The 18,480-nt window shown below is 73.9% G+C and carries 17 protein-coding genes; 9 read left to right on the top strand and 8 right to left on the bottom strand.

Translation table 11 applies throughout. The annotated features are described in order from the left end of the window. Positions 1-41 precede the first annotated feature (41 nt). Entirely contained in the window at positions 42-2,162 is a 2,121-nt protein-coding gene (locus K7C98_RS41465; RefSeq protein WP_224197473.1) for an ABC transporter ATP-binding protein, read from the top strand. A gap of 121 nt (positions 2,163-2,283) precedes the next feature. Here the strand turns inward: K7C98_RS41465 and K7C98_RS41460 are convergent, their stop codons facing one another. Together K7C98_RS41460 and K7C98_RS41455 are read right to left on the bottom strand one after the other, a co-directional pair. Beyond that, entirely contained in the window at positions 2,284-3,765 is a 1,482-nt protein-coding gene (locus tag K7C98_RS41460) for an FAD-dependent monooxygenase (protein WP_224197472.1), read from the bottom strand. Between the two features lie 45 nt (positions 3,766-3,810). Then, the gene (locus tag K7C98_RS41455; protein WP_224197471.1) at positions 3,811-5,631 is read right to left on the bottom strand and encodes a prenyltransferase/squalene oxidase repeat-containing protein; all 1,821 of its coding nucleotides are present in this window, start codon (positions 5,629-5,631) and stop codon (positions 3,811-3,813) included. A gap of 280 nt (positions 5,632-5,911) precedes the next feature. Here K7C98_RS41455 and K7C98_RS41450 point away from each other — a divergent pair, with 280 nt between their 5' ends. The 4 genes from K7C98_RS41450 to K7C98_RS41435 all read left to right on the top strand — a co-directional run bounded on the left by K7C98_RS41450 (position 5,912) and on the right by K7C98_RS41435 (position 9,044). Continuing rightward, on the top strand, positions 5,912-6,547 hold the full coding sequence (locus K7C98_RS41450) for a hypothetical protein (protein ID WP_224197470.1): 636 nt from the start codon (positions 5,912-5,914) through the stop codon (positions 6,545-6,547). 9 nt (positions 6,548-6,556) lie between these two features. Continuing rightward, a complete protein-coding gene (locus K7C98_RS41445) occupies positions 6,557-7,312 on the top strand; it encodes a hypothetical protein (protein WP_224197469.1) in 756 nt (251 codons plus the stop codon). A 165-nt stretch (positions 7,313-7,477) separates the two neighbouring features. After that, positions 7,478-8,461 (top strand): hypothetical protein, encoded by a 984-nt coding sequence (locus K7C98_RS41440; RefSeq protein WP_224197468.1) that lies wholly within the window; start codon positions 7,478-7,480, stop codon positions 8,459-8,461. A gap of 49 nt (positions 8,462-8,510) precedes the next feature. Beyond that, positions 8,511-9,044 (top strand): hypothetical protein, encoded by a 534-nt coding sequence (locus tag K7C98_RS41435; RefSeq protein WP_224197467.1) that lies wholly within the window; start codon positions 8,511-8,513, stop codon positions 9,042-9,044. An 80-nt stretch (positions 9,045-9,124) separates the two neighbouring features. On the opposite strand, the gene K7C98_RS41430 is transcribed toward K7C98_RS41435, so the two are convergent. Continuing rightward, the gene (locus tag K7C98_RS41430; protein ID WP_224197466.1) at positions 9,125-10,102 is read right to left on the bottom strand and encodes an RluA family pseudouridine synthase; all 978 of its coding nucleotides are present in this window, start codon (positions 10,100-10,102) and stop codon (positions 9,125-9,127) included. 26 nt (positions 10,103-10,128) lie between these two features. On the opposite strand from K7C98_RS41430, the gene K7C98_RS41425 reads away from it, so the two are divergent. Beyond that, positions 10,129-10,755 (top strand): hypothetical protein, encoded by a 627-nt coding sequence (locus K7C98_RS41425; RefSeq protein WP_224197465.1) that lies wholly within the window; start codon positions 10,129-10,131, stop codon positions 10,753-10,755. A gap of 92 nt (positions 10,756-10,847) precedes the next feature. Here the strand turns inward: K7C98_RS41425 and K7C98_RS41420 are convergent, their stop codons facing one another. From K7C98_RS41420 to K7C98_RS41410, 3 genes are read right to left on the bottom strand one after another with little or no spacing between them, the layout of a single operon-like run. Beyond that, on the bottom strand, positions 10,848-11,510 hold the full coding sequence (locus tag K7C98_RS41420) for a ferrochelatase (protein WP_224197464.1): 663 nt from the start codon (positions 11,508-11,510) through the stop codon (positions 10,848-10,850). Beyond that, positions 11,501-12,454, bottom strand: coding sequence for a prenyltransferase (locus K7C98_RS41415; protein ID WP_224197463.1), 954 nt, complete (start codon positions 12,452-12,454; stop codon positions 11,501-11,503). Before K7C98_RS41415 ends, K7C98_RS41420 begins: the two co-directional genes overlap by 10 nt. Before the next feature lie 7 nt (positions 12,455-12,461). Further along, positions 12,462-13,616 (bottom strand): thioredoxin domain-containing protein, encoded by a 1,155-nt coding sequence (locus tag K7C98_RS41410; RefSeq protein WP_224197462.1) that lies wholly within the window; start codon positions 13,614-13,616, stop codon positions 12,462-12,464. Positions 13,617-13,740: 124 nt separating this feature from the next. Between K7C98_RS41410 and K7C98_RS41405 the strand changes: the two genes are divergently transcribed. Genes K7C98_RS41405 through K7C98_RS41395 form a run of 3 tightly spaced genes read left to right on the top strand, consistent with a single transcriptional unit; the run spans position 13,741 to position 17,033 of the window. Continuing rightward, the gene (locus K7C98_RS41405; RefSeq protein WP_224197461.1) at positions 13,741-15,264 is read left to right on the top strand and encodes an amidohydrolase; all 1,524 of its coding nucleotides are present in this window, start codon (positions 13,741-13,743) and stop codon (positions 15,262-15,264) included. Between the two features lie 17 nt (positions 15,265-15,281). Then, positions 15,282-16,616: an amidohydrolase family protein gene (locus K7C98_RS41400; RefSeq protein WP_224197460.1), complete on the top strand. Its 1,335-nt coding sequence runs from the start codon at positions 15,282-15,284 to the stop codon at positions 16,614-16,616. A gap of 36 nt (positions 16,617-16,652) precedes the next feature. Further along, entirely contained in the window at positions 16,653-17,033 is a 381-nt protein-coding gene (locus K7C98_RS41395) for a RidA family protein (protein WP_224197459.1), read from the top strand. A gap of 91 nt (positions 17,034-17,124) precedes the next feature. Here K7C98_RS41395 and K7C98_RS41390 read toward each other — a convergent pair whose 3' ends face one another. Both K7C98_RS41390 and K7C98_RS41385 read right to left on the bottom strand, forming a co-directional pair. After that, the gene (locus K7C98_RS41390) at positions 17,125-18,039 is read right to left on the bottom strand and encodes a pirin family protein (protein ID WP_224197458.1); all 915 of its coding nucleotides are present in this window, start codon (positions 18,037-18,039) and stop codon (positions 17,125-17,127) included. Positions 18,040-18,077: 38 nt separating this feature from the next. Then, the gene (locus K7C98_RS41385) at positions 18,078-18,476 is read right to left on the bottom strand and encodes an OsmC family protein (RefSeq protein ID WP_224197457.1); all 399 of its coding nucleotides are present in this window, start codon (positions 18,474-18,476) and stop codon (positions 18,078-18,080) included. Between the last annotated feature and the right edge of the window lie 4 nt (positions 18,477-18,480).

Raw genomic sequence — 18,480 nt, 5'->3', positions numbered from 1 at the left:
CCGCGCCCCCTCCCGCGCGACATCCACCAGGAGGTCGCGCGATGACCCTCATCGACCTCACCTGGTCGCTCGAGCGCGCCGGCGAGGCGCTGACCGCCCTCGCCGTCCAGGCTGGGCTCCAGCCGGCCCTGCGCGAGCTCGGGGCGCCCGGGGCCGCCGTGCTCGCCGATCCGGACGACGCAGCGATCGAGCGCTGGTTGGCCGGCGCCGCCGCGGGCCTGGGCCTCGAGGCCGAGGCCGTCGACACCGACGTCGCCGGCGTCGACGCCCTCCTGCGCACGGCCGCCCCGGCCCTGCTGCGGGTCGGCCCGGACGGGCGCGCCCTGCTGCTCCTCCTGCGCGGCGGCCGGCGGACCCTCCTCGTCCTCGCCCCCGACCTGCGCCCGCGTCGCGTCGCCCTCGACGACGTCCGCCGGGCCGTCTGCGAGCACGTCCTCGCCCCCCTGCGCGGCCGCGCAGAGGTCCTGGTCGATCGGACAGGTCTCCGCGGACAGCGACGCGAGCGGGCCGTCGAGCTGCTCCTGCGCGAGCGTCTCGGCGTCCTGCGCGTCGGCCGGGCCTTCATCCTGCGCACCTCGCCCGCGGCCCCGCTGCTCCGCCTCCTGCGCGCCGAGGGCCTGCTCGCCCGCGCCGCCGCGCTCGCCCTGCTGTACGCCGCCGAGCTCGCGCTGATGATCGCCGCCTGGTGGCTGATCGGGGGCCTCGTGTTCGCCGGACGCACCGACGCCGGCTGGTCGCAGGCGTGGCTGTTGTTACTCCTGACCGTCGTGCCATGTCGCATGGGACAGGCGGCGATCGCCGGGGAGATCTTGCGCGCGGCGGGGGCGCTGCTGAAGCGCCGGCTGCTGGTCGGGGCGCTGGCGCTGCCCGGCGACCTGACCCGCCGCGAGGGCGCGGGCCTGCTGCTCGGGCGCGTGCTCGAGACCTCGGCCGTCGAGTCGCTCGGCCTGCGCGGCGGCCTGGTCTCGCTGGTCGCCGTGCTCGAGTTCGCCGCCGCCGTCCCGATCCTCGCCCTCGGCCCTGCGCCCGCCCTGCACCTGGTCCTGCTCGCCGCCTGGGCCGCGCTCGGCGTCGCCCTCGTGGCCCGCACCGGCCTCCACCTGACCGCCTGGACCGACACCCGCGGCGAGCTCACCCACCACCTCGTCGAGGCCATGGTCGGCCATCGCACCCGCCTCGCGCAGGAGGCCCGCGAGCGCTGGCACGACGACGACGACGCCCGCCTCGTCCGCGTGCTCGCGCGCGAGCGCGACCTCAACCGCAGCGAGTCGCTGCTGGTCGCCCTCCTGCCGCGCGGCTGGCTCGTGCTCGGCCTCGCCGCCCTGCTGCCCGCGTTCGTCGCCGGCTCGGCCCCGGCCGCCACCATCGCCGCGGCGATCGGCGGCGTCCTGCTGGCCCAGCGCGGCCTCGCCACCTTCGTCGCCGGCGCCATCGCCCTGCTCGGCTGCGGCGTCGCCGTGCGCCAGGCCCTGCCGATGCTGCGCGCCGCCGAGGCGGCCGACGCCGGCGCGCACGGCCTCATGCTGTCCTTTCCGCCAGTACCCGAAGGACAGCCGATCGTCCTCGCCCGCGGCCTCGGCTTCCGCTACCCCGGGCGCGAGCGCCAGGTCCTGCGCGACGTCGACCTCGCCATCGCCGCCGGCGACCGCCTCTTGCTCGAGGGCGGCTCGGGCGGCGGCAAGTCGACGCTCGGCGCGCTGGTGGCCGGCCTGCGCGAGCCGACCGCCGGCCTCGTCCTGCTCGCCGGCCTCGACCGCCCCACGCTCGGCCTCGTCGGCTGGCGCCGCCGCGTCGCCGCCGCCCCGCAGTTCCACGAGAACCACATCGTCACCGCCCCCCTCGCCTTCAACCTGCTGATGGGCCGCGGCTGGCCTCCCACGCAGCAGCAGCTCGCCGAGGCCGACGCCGTGTGCCGCGAGCTCGGGCTCGGCGAGCTGCTGGAGCGCATGCCGAGCGGCCTGCAGCAGATGGTCGGAGAGACAGGTTGGCAGCTGTCGCACGGCGAGCGCAGCCGCCTGTTCATCGCCCGCGCCCTGCTGCAATCGGTCGACCTCGTCGTCCTCGACGAGAGCTTCGCCGCCCTCGACCCCGCCACCCTGCAGCAGGCCCTGCGCTGCGTCCTGGAGCGCGCCCGCGCCGTCCTCGTCATCGCCCACCCGTGACCTGCTCGCGCCCGACCGCACCAGTTCTGTCCCGTGAGCGCCGGACCGACCGATGCCGTGCGATCGACCCGGGCACCTGTCCCCGAGGACATCCTCGTGGCCCGCTCGGCCGCGCTCGCGCTCAGGCCTGCTCTTCGCGGTGCGGCAGCCACGACGGACGGACCTGGGCCCACATCACCTGCGCCACCAGCCCGAGCTTGTTGCTGGCCAGCATCGCCGCGCCGGTCACCTGGCGCAGGCGGTCGCGGGCCGGCAGCGCGCGCGCGTGTCGGGGCACCAGGCTGGTCTCGAGCGCGTGGCGGGCCGTCTTGAGGTACTCGCTGAGGAACACCGAGGGCCGGCCCTCCGCGCACGACAGCAGCGCCATCGAGCGCACGCGCGACTCGTGGCTCGCCTCCCAGTAGTCGAACAGCGCCCGCTGGATCGCCCGCGCCCCCTCGTTGCCGCCGCGGAACACCTCGTAGATCGCGTCGGCCAGCGCCTGGCGGGTCGGCACGTAGCGGTCGTGCACCGCGCGGTAGCGGCGGACCGCCGCGTCGTCGAGCCACGCCTCGTGCAGCGACGCCGACTGGCGCAGCCTGGCCTGCTCGCCGAGCACCTCCGCGTCGCGCAGGCCCATCGTCATCCCGCTGGCGGTGATCGGGTGCGAGCAGCCGGCCGCGTCGCCGACCAGCACCAGCCCCGGCGAGCTCGCGCGCGGGGCCGGCAGGTTGACCGTCGGCGCCATCTCGAACGGCCCCTTGTGACCGGCGATCGCCGCCGCCAGCTGCTCGCCGAGCGCGGTCGGCAGGTAGGGGATGAACGTCTCGAGCAGGAACTCGCCGAGCTTGGCCCCCTTGGCCGGCAGCTGGGCCGGCAGGTCGAGCGTCACCCGGTACGTCAGACCCTGCGAATCCTGGTGGATCGGGTAGACCAGCACCGGGCCCCACGCCCCGAGCACGATGTTGCCCCACGTGGCCGCCGGGACGGCCGCGTCGCGCAATTCGAGCCCGGCCGTGAAGCCGATCGTCTGGCGGTCGTCGGGCTGGCCGGCGAGGCGGCGGACCTGGCTCGCCTTGCCGTCGGCGCCGACGACCAGGTCGGCGCGCACCTCGACGTCCTCGCCGTCGGGCCCGCTGAGCACCGCCCCGAGCACGCGCTCGCCGAACCCGCGCACCAGCGACTTGATCGTCCAGCCCTCGTGCAGCTCGACCTGCGGCCGGCGCGTGATCACCTGCCGCATCACCCGCACCAGCGTCTTGTGGTGCACCGCGATGCCCTGCGGCCGCTGGCCGACCACGTCGGCGTACGGCAGCTCGACGTAGCGGCCCTCGGCCCGCTCGCGCACCGTGAAGCCGTCGACGTCGACCGCGCCGGCCGCCTTGAGCGGGCCGTAGAAGCCGAGGTCCTCGAGCACCTGGGCCCCGCGCGGGTGGATGAACTCGCCGGCGAACCGCGGCGCCGAGCCCTTGTGGCGGTCGATGACGAGGATCTTGCGCCGCCGGCCCTTGTCGGCCAGCGCCAGCGCCTGGGCCACCGCGCAGCCGGCCATGCCCGCGCCGATGATGACGACGTCGTAGCGCGCCGCCGGCCTCGCTCGCTCCTCGCTCTGATCTGGCTGCATGGTCATGTCCTTTCGCGCATGTTCTTTCAGACCGAGCGAACCCGGTCAGAGGTTGCCGCCGAGCGCGACGAACTGGTCGAGCGCCAGCGCCGCCTCGCGCACCCCGGCGGTCGGGTCGTGGCACACCGGCGACAGCCCGAAGCCCTCCGACCAGGCCCCGCCGAGGTCCTCGGTGTCGGCCTCGATCGCCTGCACCAGCTCGCGCACCGCCCGTTGCGTCTGCACGCAGGCCGCCCCCTCGAGCGCCATCAGGGCCTGGGCCGCCAGCGCCGTCAGCACCGGCGCGCCGAAGCTGCCGTCCTCGCGCTGGCGCCCGCGGAGCTGGCGCTCCACCGTCTGGCGCAGCGGGTGCGTCGGCGGGCACAGGGCCGCCGCGCACTGGCCGACCTCGGCCAGCGTCGCCACGTCGATGTAGTCGGATGTCCGCGAGGACACATCAGATGTCCGCGAGGACAGGTCCATCGTGACCCGCCTCCACAGGAACTCGAGCCCGCGGGCCACCCGGTCGTCGTCGGCCTGGAAGCCGAGCCGGGCCAGCTGGCGCAGCGCCATCGCGGTCACGCGCACGCGCGCCGGGCCGTTCGGGTCGCCGGCGGTCAGCAGCGCGACGTCGCGGATCGGGAAGCGGGTCATGAACACGTCGGACTCGCCGCGCTCGTAGCGGCAGAACCCGCCGTCGAGCTCCTGCATCGCCAGCAGCACCTCGACCGCCCGCCGCGCCGCCGCCCGGATCCGCGTCTGCAGCGGCGACGTCTTCGGCGCCGCCGCCAGCGCGTCGAGCACCGCGCAGGTCGACAGCGTGTCGACGTAGCGGTCGGCCCCGGGCTCGTACGGCCAGCCGCCGGCCGGCGCGTTGACCCGCAGCTGCCACTCGCCGGGCTCCGTGATCTCCTGGTCCAAGAGCCAGGTCAGCAGCGACTCCGCCTCCGCGTCGCCGGCGGCCAGGGCCACCCGCGCGAGCCGGGCGGTGGTCGCCAGCGGCTCGCACACCTGCCCCTGGGCCAGGTGCACCGTCGAGCCGATCGCCCCGCCGGCGAAGCGCGTGCGCCCGCGGGCGCGCCGGAGGTAGGCGAGGCCCTCGCGGATCCGCGGGTCGTCGAAGCTGGCCCCGAGCACCCGCAGCGCCATCAGGCTGAGGAGCGTCGGCTGGGCCGAGAACCACCCGCCGTGGCGCTGCTGCGCGTCGAGCAGCCAGCGCTGCACCCGGGCCAGCGCCGCCGTCAGCACCGGCCCCCGCGGCAGCTTGCGGATCACCTTGACCGCCTGGTCGAAGCTCTGCAGCAGATCTCCCGCCAGCCCCGGCTGGGTCAGCCGCGGCAGGATCGGCTCGCCGTCCGGTCGCGTGAGCAGCAGCGGCCGCGCGTCGCTCAGGTGCACCCGCGCCGGCGCGCGCGACAGCAGCAGGTACGGCGTCATCACCCCGCGGCCCCACGGCGCCACCCGGCTCGGCGACAGGATCGCCCACGCCGGCAGCAGCCACAGCTCGGCCGGGAACGTCGGCACCCAGCTCCACGGGATCGCGTCGGCCATCGCCAGCCACATGCGCACCGCTGCGTTGGCCCGCTGGGCCCCGCCGAGCTCGTGGACCACCCGGCGCGCGCGCACCAGGTGCTCGGCCGAGGGGTCCTCGCCGGCCTCGACGAGCGCCCACCAGCCGAACACCGTGAGCGAGAGATCGGGCCCGCCGCCGGGCAGGTGCCACGCCCCCGAGGGCTGCTGGTTGGCGCGGATCCACCGCGCCAGGCCGGCCGCCTCCTCGGGCTCGAGGTCGTGGAACAGGCGGTCGGCCAGCAGCACCTCGCACGCGAGGCTGATGTCGGGGACACCCAGGGACCACCTCGGCTCGGCGCTCGCAGACCCGCTCACCGCCGCCCGCTGCCGCCATACGGCGGAGCGCGCGAAGACCCGGGCCTGCGCCGCAGCCAGCCGCTCGTGGAGCGTCGATTTCGCCGCCGGAGCCGTCATGAGGCGCCGGCGACGCTAGCACGCGAGTCTCGGCGACCTGGTGATGCCCGTCACAGGCAAACCGCCCCGCATACGCCGTCCAGGCCGATGCGCAGCCGGCGCCGCGCACCTGCGAGCGGCCTTTCGGACCTGCCGCGAACGTGCTTGCGAGCCGCCGCTCGGGTTTGCAACACTGGCGCCGATGTCCCGCCTCCCGCTCTTCGCCGGCCTCGCCCTCTGCGTCACCAGCACCGCCATCTTCTCCGCCTGTGAACAGGACGAGGAGGAGAAGTTCGGGTTCACCTGTGTGGAGCTGCTCCAGGCCGAGAATCAGGACACCGACCCGTTCGCCGGCACCGCGAAGATCAAGGTCACCCTCAAGTACGAGCCGTGCCTGATCAACTACTTCACCAAGACCAACAGCGGGCAGGCGATGACGGGCAAGGAAGGCGAGGCGCTGTTCGCCGAGTGGAAGGACCGCCTGTGCACCGAGAGCGTCGCCGACCCGCTGGTCGCCTGCGAGGTCGAGGGGTTCGCGCAGACGCTGCAGGACTCCCCCACCAACCCGATCTACCAGATGACGGTGACCTACCGCGTCACCGACACCAGCAAGATCAGCGGCCGCACGCTGCTGTGGGGCCCCGGCCCGCTCGAGGCCTACGCCGACTGCAGCAACAACGAGCGCCCCTACGCCAAGCTGACCTTGCCGTCCGACGTCATCGGCATCGACAAGGACAACAAGACCATCTGGAACGCGCAGTCGTGGGCCAACCCGCGCGGCATCATGCAGCGCAACACGGCCGGCTGCATCCAGGCCTCGATCGCCCGCGGAAATTGAGCCGCGGCCATGTCGCTCCGGCGCGCGGCCTTCACGGTCGCCCTGGCGTGTAATCCCCCCGCGAGCAGCGAGCCCGCGCCGGTCGCTCCGGTCGAGGCCGCCCCGCCGGAGCCGACCTGCGAGGAGCCGCCGCCCGGCACGCTCGCCTGGCTGCCCGAGCTGCCGCCGCCGCCGCCCGAGCTGCCGCCCGGCGCCCTGCGGGCGCCCGCGGACCTGCCCGATCGGACATGTCCCTGGGTGCTGTTCGAGAAGGACGGCGAGCTCGCGGTGCGCCCGCTCGGGCGCGGCGAGGCGGCCCCGGCCCACGTGCGCGCCCCCGTGCCGGTGATGCCGCCCGCCGGCTGTCACCCGTGCCGCTGGGCCGGCGTGGTCACGGTCCTGGGCCCGATCTTGCTCGCCGTGCGCCCCTCGGCCGACAGCGAGCTGGCCGCCGAGGCGTGGATCGGCGCCGGCATGCCGCCGTCGCCGCGGGTCGACGTCGAGCCCGCGCCGCTGGTGTTCGCGCCGCTGTGGTTCGGTCGATCTGGCCTCGGGGACAGCACGCTCCAGGGCCCGCCGTGGGCCCTCGTGCCGCGCCTGTGCGACCGCTCGCTGGTCCTCGTGCCGGCCGCGCGCCTGCCGGGCGCCGGCGTCGAGGAGCCCCCGCCCGCCCTCGTCCGCGCCGCCGGCGTCTACGCGGCCGCCGGCGCCGAGCTGCTGCGCCAGGACGCGCCTGTCCCTTCCAACATGTCGAATTGTGCAGCCCTCCCGCTCGAGCTGCCCTAGCCGATCGCCGTTCGGCTCCAGCTTCGGCCCTCGCGACGAGGCCGGCCCCCGCACACCGGCGCTCGTTGGGGGCTGCCGGCCCGGGCGGACCCGCACATGTCCCTCGGGACATCTGGCTCGATCTTCCCCGGCGGCCCGCGGCGCAGGCCGCGTATACTACCGAACATGACCTATCGCTTTTCTTTGTGGTTCTCCGCGTTCGCGCTCATCGCGTGCAGCCCCAAGTCCGGGACCGACAGCGACTCCGACACCCAGAGCAGCACCAGCACCGGTGAGGGTGCGAGCAGCGAGGGCTCGCTGTCGATGGGGCACAGTCAGACCTCGGCCACGCCGGGCGAGACGCTGACCACCGGCGCGGGGCAGACCGTCACCTCGGCCAGCCCGAGCGAGCCGACCACGTTCGACCCCGAGACCGCGACCGACGGCTCCAACAGCGACACCGTCCCGGGCACCGTCTCGACCGTCACCACCGGCGTCGGCACCGACTTCACCACCGGCATCAGCGACACTGACTTCACCACCGGTCAGTTCTGCCAGGATCCGCCCGATCAGCCGCAGAACTCCCCGTGCACCGACTCCAGCGGCTGCGGCTGCGCCTCGGACACCTGCTTCGTCGTCCCCGCGCTCGGCGGCTTCTGCAGCGAGTGCCTCGCGGACGCCGACTGTCCGAGCGGCGGCTGCACCGTGCCCAACCCGATCGCCGGGGTCGGTGCGGTCTGCAACCTCGGCCAGCCCGGCGACGGCTGCGAGAGCGACGCCGCGTGCAACAACCCCATGGCCCCGCACTGCAGCGAGGTCTACGAGGTGCCCGGCATCATCACCGTCGCCACCTGCGGCGCCTGCGACACCGACGCCGACTGTCCGCCGCAAGCGCCGCACTGCACGCCCGACTACGACCTCGGCGATTTCGGCGGGCAGAAGTCCTGCCGCGCCCCGGGCTCGGTGCCGAACAACAGCGGCTGCGACTTCGACGGCTCGGGCGACCTGGCCTGCGCCTCGGGCTTCTGCGGTCAGGCCTCGATCATGGGCCTGCTCAAGCTCGGGATCTGCGGCGAGTGCAACTCCGACAACGACTGCAACGGCGGCACGTGCACCGAGCCCGCCGCCGACCTCGACACCGGCGCGCTGATCGGCTCGGTGTGTCTGTGACCGCCCCTGCGCGGGCGCGGCGCTCGCCGACCCGAGCTATCCTCCGGGCATGACCCGCGACGAACTCGAACCGCCGCCGAGCGACGGGGCCGACGAGTGGCGGCCCGTCGAGGCCCCGCCCGCGAGCGACCGCGACGACGAGCTCCTGCGCGACCCCCCGCCCGGAGAGCACCACCGCGGCCGCTTCGCCGGCTACGACGCCGCCCGACGCGTCCGCCGGATCCTCCTCGCCTGCCTCGCCGTGCTGCTCGCCGGCACCGTGTTCGCCTGGTACCAGTGGGCCCGCCGCGGCGAGGAGCGCACCGTCCCGCGGCAGTTCCAGCTGCCCGCCGGCACCGACACCTCCGACCGCCCGCGCGTGCTCACCTGGTCGCAAGGCCAGGCGCGCCTCGGCCTCAGCCGCGAGCCGCCCGGCGTCCACACCGTCGAGCTGCCCGACCGCACCTTGAAGCTCGCCGAGGGCGCCGACATGGCCCAGTTCAAGGTCGTCGTCACCGACGGCAAGACCACCGCGCTCGAGCTCGAGTCGGGCCGGATCGTCGAGGTCCTGCACCCCGGCGCGGCCCCGCTGCTGAGCGAGTGACGGGGCGCGCCGAGGCACCTGTCCCTCCAGACAGCCTCGCGCCCCTGTCCCTCAGGGCATGTCCGAAAAGACCGGCCGGCTCACGGCCTCAGGATCGCCGCCAGCTCGCCGGGCCACGGCGCCGTGAACTGCACCCGCTCGCCGGTGCCCGGGTGCGGCAGCGTCAGCGCCGCGGCGTGCAGCGCGTGGCGGTGCAGCCCGAGGTCTGCCCCGAGCTCGTGCAGCTTCCGCCCGCCCTCGACCACTTTTAAAAATTCCTCCTCGGGCAGCCCGTACAGCTTGTCGCCGACCACCGCGTGGCCGATCTCCGCCAGGTGCACGCGGATCTGGTGCTGGCGTCCGGTCTCGGGCAGCGCCTCGACCAGCGTGATCGGCTTGCCGCGGAACTCGCCGCGCCGGAGCGGGCGGACCGTCGTCGCCGCCGGCAGGCCGCCCTCGGCGACCGGCACCGGCCCGATCTTGATCCGGATCTTCGACCCGATCGCGAACCCGAGGGACATGTCGATACGGACATGCTCTTCGAGACAGCCATGGACCAGCGCCAGGTACGTCTTGGCCACCGCGCGGCCGAGGAACGCCTTCTTGAGCGCGGTGGCCGAGCCCTCGCGGCGGCCGAACACCATCACCCCGGACGTCTCGCGGTCGAGGCGGTGGGCCATGTCCCAGCCGTGGCCGGCGCCGAGGCGGTCGCGCAGCACCTGCGTCAGCGTGTGGCGGTGGTAGCTGGCCGACGGGTGGACCGGCAGACCCGCGGGCTTGTCGATGACCAGCAGGTCGTGGTCGCGGAAGATCTCCCGGTAGTCGAGCACCACCTCCGGCTCCTGCGGCGCGGGGCGGCGGATCACCAGCGACTCGCCGGCGCGCACGCGCTGCGAGGCGCGGCGCAGCACCTCGCCGGTGTCGGCGCGGCGGACCTGGCCGTTGTCGACGATCGTCTGCACGCGGGTGCGCGAGAGGCGGGCGATCCGGCTCGAGAGGAAACGATCGAGGCGAAAGCCGTCGCGGGCCGTGTCGACGACCAGCGGGATCTCGATGAACTCCTCCGGGGGCTCACTCACCGCGGACATGCTATTCTCGCCCGCCTATGAGCGAACCTGGTCCCAAGCCGGCAACCGTCAGCCAGTCCGAGCCCGCGCAGGGCGGCGCGCTGTGGGCGCTGATCGTGGGCGGCGCGATCCTCGTGGTCGCCGCGCTCCTCATCTTCTGGCCCGGGGGCGACGCGACCTCCGCGTCCGGGTCCGGCAAGGGCAGCAAGGGCAGCGCCGGCCAGCAGGCCAGCCTCGCCCAGGGCGGCGCCGGCGGCCCGGAGGGTCAGGCATTGGGCGTCAGCGCCCGCGACTACGACCCGAACCGCGGCAACGGCAAGGTCCGCATCAACCCGAACATCCTCCCGGTCGGGCCCGGGGCCAACTCGCTGGCGCCGCCGCGCAAGGTCAAGCCCGAGCCGACCAGCTTCCCCAGCGCCGCCGCCGAGATCGCCTACTGGGAGAAGAAGCTCGCGGCCGCCCGGCAGGACCTGACCCAGCGCACGCTCTTCCTCGAGCGGATGCAGAAGGTCAAGGAGAACGCCCGCACCTCCGAGCAGATCGAGCTGGCCGAGCGGCGCGGCGTCGTCGTCCAGAAGAACTACGACGAGGCCAAGAAGACCGTCGAGGAGCTCGAGCAGAAGGTCGACGGGCTCAAGGAGAAGCAGCGCCAGACCGGGCTGTGAGCCCGAGGTTGCGCCTGTCCGCGAGGGCAGGTTCAAAGGGACATGCTCCGGTGAGCATGTCCCTTCTCGCATATCCGAAGCGACATGCCCGATCATGACGGCAGCAAGAGGCCGAGCGCCGCGGCCCGCTCGACCCGCAGGTCGGCGTAGGGCCGGTCCCAGCGCGGCCGGGCCGCCGCGTCCCACGCCTCGACCGGCAGCAGCCCGCCGGCGGCCAGGTCGCGCAGCAGCAGCGCCTCGGCCTCGGGCTCGCGCGAGAACGGGAACGGGTTGCGCACCTGTCCTTCGGGCAAGCTCGGATAGTGCGCGTCGTCGGCGGCGATCAGCTGCTCGAGCTCGCGGGCGCGGCGCTCCTGGTGGTCGATGAAGGCCGGCGCGAACGGGCCGGTGTCCGCGCGCTCGCCGGGCTCGCGCTGGACCCACTTGGCCCAGTCGTAGCCGTAGAGGAAGTCGTGGACGTAGCGGAAGCGGATCACCGTGTTGTGGCCGTAGAGCGCCTGCAGGCCGGCGATCTGGCGCGCCTGCGCGGCGATCTCGCCCGGGCCCGCCGCCAGCAGCTCGGCCGCCAGCAGCTCGCAGTCCCAGAAGATGTTGCCGGGGAACGCCGCCGCCGCCGCCGCCTCGATCTCGCGCAGCGCCGCCGTCAGCTCGGCCGCCGCCGGCGACCCGCCGGCGACCAGCGCCACCACCTCGTCGACGCCGCGGCAGGTCGTGCACCCGGGCGCCAGCGACAGCCCCGGCCAGCTCATGTCCACCCCGCGCAGCGCAGCAGCGCCAGCGCCAGCGCCAGCGCCAGCGACGAGCCCCAGATCAGGCGGTGCAGCGCGGTCTTGTAGCGGCCCTGGGCCTTGAAGCAGCCCGTCAGCGCGTGCGGGCTCTCGCGGGTCAGCGCCCGCCACGGCAGCGCCGCCGCGAGCACGGCGAGCTGCACCGGGATCAGCGGGAACTCGCCGCCGCTGGCGCGCGCGGCGACCAGCCAGGCGATGAGCCCGGCGAACGCCGAGGACTCGGCGACCCGGCGCGCGGCCTGGTTGCCGTACAGCGTCGTCAGCGTGGCCTTGCCGCCGCGGCGGTCGCTCTCCTCGTCGGACAGCCCGCTCGCGACCGCCGACGCGAACGCCAGCAGCGCCAGCCCCGGCAGCGCCCACACGTACCAGTCGGACACGGCCTGCCCGCTCTGGGCGTAGGCGCACAGCCACGGCACCACCACCCCGACCCCGAACGCCTCGACGAACTCGCCGGCGCCGCGGTCGTTGAGGCGCAGCGGCGGCGCCGAGTAGACCAGCAGGAGGCCGAGCCCGACGCACGCCGCGAGCATCAGCCCCGGGCGCCCGGGCAGGAACAGCTCGCCGCACAGCGCCACCGCCAGCGCCATCACCCCGAAGCCCGCCCCGGCCAGCAGCACGCTCTCGGCCGGCAGGATGGCGTCGGGGATCGTCTTCGGCGAGCCGGCCTCGGGGAACATGCGCCGCTTCAGCGCGTCGACGTCGGCGTCGAACCAGTCGTTGAGCAGCACCACGTACACGGTGGCGAACACCGCGAACGCCAGGCCGACGAGCGCGGCGCCGACGTGAAATGTCCCCGAGGACATGTACCCGAGGACCTGTCCCAGGAGCGCCGGCGCGAGCACCTTGGGCCAGCTCGCCGGCTTGACCGCGTACAGCCAGCGGCGCAGCGGCGAGGCGAAGGCCGGGTGCATCGCCGCCTCAGCCGTTCGCGCGGGCCAGCTCGGCGTCGATCGCCTCCGACAGGCCGGCGACCGTCGGGTTGCCCTCGAAGGTCTGGCCGTTGATGTAGAAGCTCGGCGTGCCGCCGACCCCCGCCTCGCCGGCGACCTTCATGTCGGTCTCGATGACCTGGCCGACCCGGGCCAGGCACTCGTCGAGCTTGGCGGTGTCGAGCCCGACCTGGCCGGCGAGCTCCTTGAGCTTGTCGGTCGACAGCTCGCGCTGGGCGGCGAAGATCGCGTCGTGCAGCGGCCAGAACTTCTCCTGCTCGTGCGCGCACTGGGCGTACTCGGCGGCCGGGCGGGCGTTCGGGTGGAAGCTCAGCGGGAAGTGGCGGAACACGAACTGCACCGGCTGGCCGGCGTACTTGTCCTTCAGCTGCTTGAGCGTGTCGGCCGCGCGCGAGCAGTACGGGCACTCGAAGTCGGAGAACTCGACCACCTGGACCTTCGCGTCGGAGCTGCCGATCCACGGCGAGTGGACCGCCGCCAGCTCGAGCGCCGGCGGGCGCACGTCGGGCAGCCGCTTCTCGACCGTCGCCGTGGCCTTCAGCTCGGCCAGCATGTCGGTGAACACCTGCTCCGACTTCTCGGCGTTGATCGCCTGGATGACCTGGTCCTTGACCGCCTCGAGCGGCGGCGCGTCGGGCGACTTGCGGGTGTTGTAGAAGTTCTCGATCTCGGCGTCGCTCGGGGTCGGCACCGCCGCGTCGAGGCGGCCCTGCACGTACTCGTTGATCGGCTTGCCGGCCTTCTCGGCCGCCGCGGTCAGCACCTTCTGCTGCACGAAGTTGTCGAGCGCGGCCTCGCGCACCCGCGCCACCTCGCTGCAGTACTGCCGCAGCGCTTTGTTCTCGGCCTGCGCCAGCTGCTCGCCGAGGTCCTCGAGCTTGACGTCGGCGCCGTCGATCTGCGCGACCACCGAGCCGGGCGCCAGCTTGAGCGACGCCTGCTCGCACAGCGACGAGCCCGGCGCGGCCGCGGCCCGCATCGCCGGCGGGCCCGACGGCGCCTTCGCGGCGCCCGCCGCGGCGGCGACCTGCGGCTTGTTGGCGGACGATTTACCGCCGCGCTCGGACAGACAACCAGCCGCGAGTACGAGCGCCGCGGCACAAGTCAGGGTGCGAACAGACATGAGCGGCGCGAAGGATATCCGCGGCCGGCGCCCGCCGCCACCGCCGCGGACACGGCTCAAACACACGTCCAGGCCGCCGCGCGGCGATTGCCGCGTCTGCCGGGTCCGGCGTAGCGTTCGGCGCGTGAGCTCGCGTCGCCTTCGCCCGACCGTCGTCGCATCGGGTCTCGCCCTGTCACTCCTCGCCGCCTGTACGCGCGGGGCCCCACCGCAGCCCCCGGTCGAGGCCGCCGCCCCCGCGCCCGACGCCGCCGGCCGCACCGCCTCCCCCGCGGTCGTCAGCGACGGCCCGCCGCGGCTGTTCCGCAACGCGCGGATCATGACCGCCGCCGGCGACATCCTCGAGCGCGCCGACCTCCTCGTCGTCGGCGGCCGGATCTCCGCCGTCGGCCCCGGCCTCGCGGCCCCCGACGGCGCCGTCGTCGTCGACGCCACCGGCAAGACGATCACGCCCGGCGTCATCGACACCCACTCGCACCTCGGCGTCTACGCGGCGCCCGGGCTCAACGGCCACAGCGACGGCAACGAGGTCAGCTCGCCGAACACCGCCTACGTGCGGGCGGAGGACGCGTACTGGCCGCAGGACCCGCAGATCGATCGCGCCCGGGCGGGCGGCGTGACGACGGCGCAGATCCTGCCCGGCTCGGCCAACCTGATCGGCGGGCGCAGCGTCACCGTGCGGTTCTTGCCCGACGCGCGCAGCGTCGCCGACGTCAAGTTCCCCGGCGCGCCCTACGGCCTCAAGATGGCCTGCGGCGAGAACCCCAAGCGCGTCTACGGCGACAAGTCGGGCCCCAAGACCCGCATGGGCAACGCCGCCGGCTACCGCGACGCCTTCCAGAAGGCCAAAGAGTACGAAAGGACATGGTCCAAGTACCACAAGGACCACGCCGACTGGGAGAAGAACAAGGGCAAGCCGGCGCCGGCGGGCAAGGACGGCCAGCCCGGCAAGCCGCCCGACGAGCCGCAGCCGCCCGCCCGCGACTTCGGGCTCGAGACCCTCGGCCTGGTGCTGAAGGGCGAGATCCTGGTCCACAACCACTGCTACCGCGCCGACGAGATGTCGCAGATGCTCGACCTCGCGGCGACCTACGGCTTCAAGATCCGCAGCTTCCACCACGCGGTCGAGGCCTACAAGATCGCCGACCGCCTGGCCGCCGCCGGCACCGCCGCCTCGGTCTGGGCCGACTGGTGGGGCTTCAAGGCCGAGGCCTTCGACGGCATCCTCGAGAACGCCGCCCTGCTGCACGCCGCCGGCGGCCGCGCGATCATCCACTCCGACAGCCCCACCGGGATCCAGCGCCTCAACCAGGAGGCCGCCAAGGCGATGCACGCCGGCCGGCGGATCGGCGTGAAGATCAGCGACGACGACGCGCTGCGGTGGTTCACCGCCAACGCCGCCTGGGCCCTCGGCATCGACCACGAGGTCGGCACCCTCGAGCCCGGCAAGCGCGCCGACGTCGTCGTCTGGTCCGGCGACCCGTTCAGCGTCTACACCCGCGCCGAGCAGGTCTACATCGACGGCGAGCCGGTCTACCTGCGCGGCACCCTCGAGCCCGGCACCGACTTCGAGCTCGGCTACAACCCCGGCGCCGCCCCGCCCGCGTCGGTCCAACCTGTTCCTTCCACCATGTCCGCTGCGCACTGACCGCGAGGACCTGTCCCATGAGCCACATCCTCCTCGCCGCCCTCACGTTGCTCGCCCCGGCCCCGGCCAGGGCCGCCGGCGCGACCACCCTCGTCACCGGGGGCGACCTCCACGTCGGCGACGGCACCGTCATCAAGAACGCGGCCGTGCTGATCCGCGACGGCAAGTTCGCCGGTGTCGGCGGCCCCGAGCTGGCCGGCAGCGCCGGCGGCGACGTCACCCGCATCGACGCCGCCGGCAAGGTGCTGACCCCCGGCCTCATCGCCGCCGACAACCAGCTCGGCCTCGTCGAGATCGATCTCGAGGGCAGCACCCACGACGACGCCCGCGCCACCGACCATCCGGTCCGCGCCGCCTACGACGCCAGCCGGGCCTTCCACGCCGAGTCGAGCCTGATCCAGGTCGCGGCCGTCGGCGGCGTCACGACCGCGGCGGTGGCCCCCGCGGGCGGCTTGCTCTCGGGACAGGTCGCCTGGGTCGACCTCGTCCACGGCGACCACCGCGGCGCCCTGGCGAGGGCCGGCGTGGCGCTCGACGGCAACCTCGGCCACAGCTGGGGCGGCTCTCGCGCGTCCGCGCTGGCCAAGCTGCACGAGGTCCTGACCGACGCGCAGGTGTTCCGCGGGCGCAAGGACGCCTACGAGCGGGCGCAGACGCGGCCCTTCGCCGCCCACGCGCTCGACCTGCAGGCGCTGCAGCCGGCGCTGGCCGGGCAGATGCCGCTGACGCTGACCGCCGATCGCGCGAGCGACATCCTCGCCGCGCTCGACCTGGCGAAGGAGTACAAGCTGCGCCTCGTCGTCGTCGGCGGCGCCGAGGCGTGGAAGGTCGCGGGCGAGCTGGCCGCGGCCAAGGTGCCGGTGGTGCTGCAGCCGTCGCGCAACCTGCCGAGCAGCTTCGACGCGCTCGGCGCTCGCCTCGACAGCGCCGCCCTGCTCGCCGCCGCAGGCGTGCCCGTCGTCATCGCCTGGCTCGACGACTCGCACAACATCCGCAACATCACCCAGGAGGCCGGCCTCGCCGTCGCCAACGGCCTGCCGTGGGACAGGGCCCTGCGCGCGATCACCCTCGAGCCCGCCCTCGCCTACGGCCAGGGCGCGACGCACGGCAGCGTCGCCGCCGGCAAGGTCGCCAACCTCGTGATCTGGGACGGCGACCCGCTCGAGCTCAGCAGCCGTCCCACGCAGGTGTTCGTCCGCGGGCGCGCGATCCCGATGGTCTCGCGCCAGACGCTGCTCCGCGACCGCTACCGCGAGCTCGACAAATTCGTCGGCAACAAGTCTTCGTCGAGCGCGCGCCCTCGCCCCGACACCGGCACCGCATCGACCACCGCGGCACCACCGCAAAAGTGACGCCCCCGCCCGCGTCGCGGTATAGATCGACCGTCCATGACGAGTCATCACCGAAGCCCCCACCAGCTCGAGCACGGCCCGATCTTCTCGTGGCACCGCGACCACAACGGCTTCATCTTCACCTCCGGGCACGCCGCCGTCGACGTCGAGTCGCTCGGCATCACCCTCGGTGACCTCGTCGCCGAGACCCACGCGACCCTCACCAACCTCCGTCGCACCCTCGAGAAGGCCGGCTCGAGCCTCGAGAAGGTGCTGAAGATCACCGCCTTCATCACCGACATGGGCCAGTTCGCCGCCTTCAACAAGGCCTACGCCAAGTTCTTCCCCGGCCCCAACATCCCCGCCCGCACCTGCATCGAGGTCGCGCGCCTGCCCTTCAACTTCAAGGTCGAGATCGAGGCCATCGCGCACACCTGAGCGACGGTCGAGACCTCCGCCGCGGGGCCCTGTTCGTCAGCGGACGACCTGCAGGACATGTCCTTGACGACATGTCCTGCAGGCCAGGCACTCACCCCGGCGGGTGGGAGAACTTCGGCTCATCGGTCAGCGGGATGCGCTCGACCTCGTCGCCGGGCACCAGCGGGAAGCGCTGCTCCTTCCACTCGTGGGCGGCCTGGACGATGCGCTCCTGCGACGACGACACGAAGTTCCACCAGATCCACCGCGGCTCGCCGAGCGGCTCGCCGCCGATCAGCACGACCCGCGTCGGGACCGTCGCCTCGAGGGCCGTGAGGTCGCCGCTGCGCAGCACCGCCAGCGTGCGCGGCGCGAGCGTCTTGTTGCCGCCGCGGAGCTCGCCCTCGATCACGTAGGCCGCGCGCTCGGTGTACGCCGGCACCTCGAGCCTGGCCCCGGCCGCGAGGTGGGCCTCGACGTAGAACAGCCGCGACGCGATCGGCGTCGGCGCCGTGCGCCCGTAGGCCTCGCCGGCGAGCACGCGCACGCGCACGCCCGGGCCCTCGACCTCCGGGATCGTGTCGGCCGGGTGGTGCGAGAACGCCGGCTCGGACTCCTCCGCCTCGCGCGGCAGCGCGACCCACAGCTGCAGCCCATGCAGCGCCGGCCCCTGCGCGCGCGCCTCCGCGGGCGAGCGCTCCGAGTGCACGATCCCGCGGCCGGCCGTCATCCAGTTGATCGCGCCGGGGCGGATCGGCTGCTGCGAGCCGAGGCTGTCGCGGTGGAAGATCTCCCCCTCGAACAGGTACGTCACCGTCGCCAGGCCGATGTGCGGGTGCGGCCGCACGTCCATCCCGACCCCGGGCTCCAGCTGCGCCGGGCCCATGTGGTCGAAGAACGCGAACGGGCCGACCATGCGCCGCGCCGGCGCCGGCAGCACCCGCCCGACCTCGAACGCGTCGAGCTTGCGCGGGCGCGCCGGGATCTCGAGCTCGACCGGGCTGTCTGCGTTGTCCTCGTGTTGCATGGCGTCTTGCCTCCTCTTGCTGCAATGTGACTGAAAGGTCAGGCGAGCGACTGACGGATCTCCACCGTCGTGGTCGTCATGAGCTTGTGGATCGGGCAGCGCAGCACGGTGTCGTGCAGCTTCTGCCGGTCCGCGTCGCTGAGCGCGCCCTCGAAGCCGAGCTTGACCGTGAGGACGTAGGTGCCCTGGCGCTCCTGCGAGTCGTCGCGCTCGACCTCCACCGTGACACGCTCGAGGGCGATGCCCCGCGACTTGGCGTACACGCACGCGGTCAGCGCCTTGCATGTGGCCAGTGAGGCGTCGAACAGGTCGTGCGGGCCGGGCGCCGAGTCCGTGCCGCCGAGCGCGGCGCTGACGTCGGCGTGGAGCGTGTGCGCGTCGATCGACACGACCTGGCGGAATTGCGGGGGGCTCTCGTTCGTCGAACGGATCGTCATGGTG

This window comes from Nannocystis pusilla, assembly GCF_020073745.1.
Classification (GTDB): domain Bacteria; phylum Myxococcota_A; class Polyangia; order Nannocystales; family Nannocystaceae; genus Nannocystis; species Nannocystis radixulma.
Note: the sequence above shows the minus strand (reverse complement) of the source record. Positions and strands in the feature narration are given on the sequence as shown.

Bases quoted from the DNA above. Each gene is read 5' to 3' on its own strand.
- K7C98_RS41465 (WP_224197473.1), top strand. From the start codon at position 42: ATGACCCTCATCGACCTCACCTGGTCGCTCGAGCGCGCCGGCGAGGCG.
- K7C98_RS41460 (WP_224197472.1), bottom strand. From the start codon at position 3,765: ATGCAGCCAGATCAGAGCGAGGAGCGAGCGAGGCCGGCGGCGCGCTAC.
- K7C98_RS41450 (WP_224197470.1), top strand. From the start codon at position 5,912: ATGTCCCGCCTCCCGCTCTTCGCCGGCCTCGCCCTCTGCGTCACCAGC.
- K7C98_RS41445 (WP_224197469.1), top strand. From the start codon at position 6,557: ATGTCGCTCCGGCGCGCGGCCTTCACGGTCGCCCTGGCGTGTAATCCC.
- K7C98_RS41440 (WP_224197468.1), top strand. From the start codon at position 7,478: ATGACCTATCGCTTTTCTTTGTGGTTCTCCGCGTTCGCGCTCATCGCG.
- K7C98_RS41435 (WP_224197467.1), top strand. From the start codon at position 8,511: ATGACCCGCGACGAACTCGAACCGCCGCCGAGCGACGGGGCCGACGAG.
- K7C98_RS41425 (WP_224197465.1), top strand. From the start codon at position 10,129: ATGAGCGAACCTGGTCCCAAGCCGGCAACCGTCAGCCAGTCCGAGCCC.
- K7C98_RS41415 (WP_224197463.1), bottom strand. From the start codon at position 12,454: ATGCACCCGGCCTTCGCCTCGCCGCTGCGCCGCTGGCTGTACGCGGTC.
- K7C98_RS41410 (WP_224197462.1), bottom strand. From the start codon at position 13,616: ATGTCTGTTCGCACCCTGACTTGTGCCGCGGCGCTCGTACTCGCGGCT.
- K7C98_RS41400 (WP_224197460.1), top strand. From the start codon at position 15,282: ATGAGCCACATCCTCCTCGCCGCCCTCACGTTGCTCGCCCCGGCCCCG.
- K7C98_RS41395 (WP_224197459.1), top strand. From the start codon at position 16,653: ATGACGAGTCATCACCGAAGCCCCCACCAGCTCGAGCACGGCCCGATC.
- K7C98_RS41390 (WP_224197458.1), bottom strand. From the start codon at position 18,039: ATGCAACACGAGGACAACGCAGACAGCCCGGTCGAGCTCGAGATCCCG.
- K7C98_RS41385 (WP_224197457.1), bottom strand. From the start codon at position 18,476: ATGACGATCCGTTCGACGAACGAGAGCCCCCCGCAATTCCGCCAGGTC.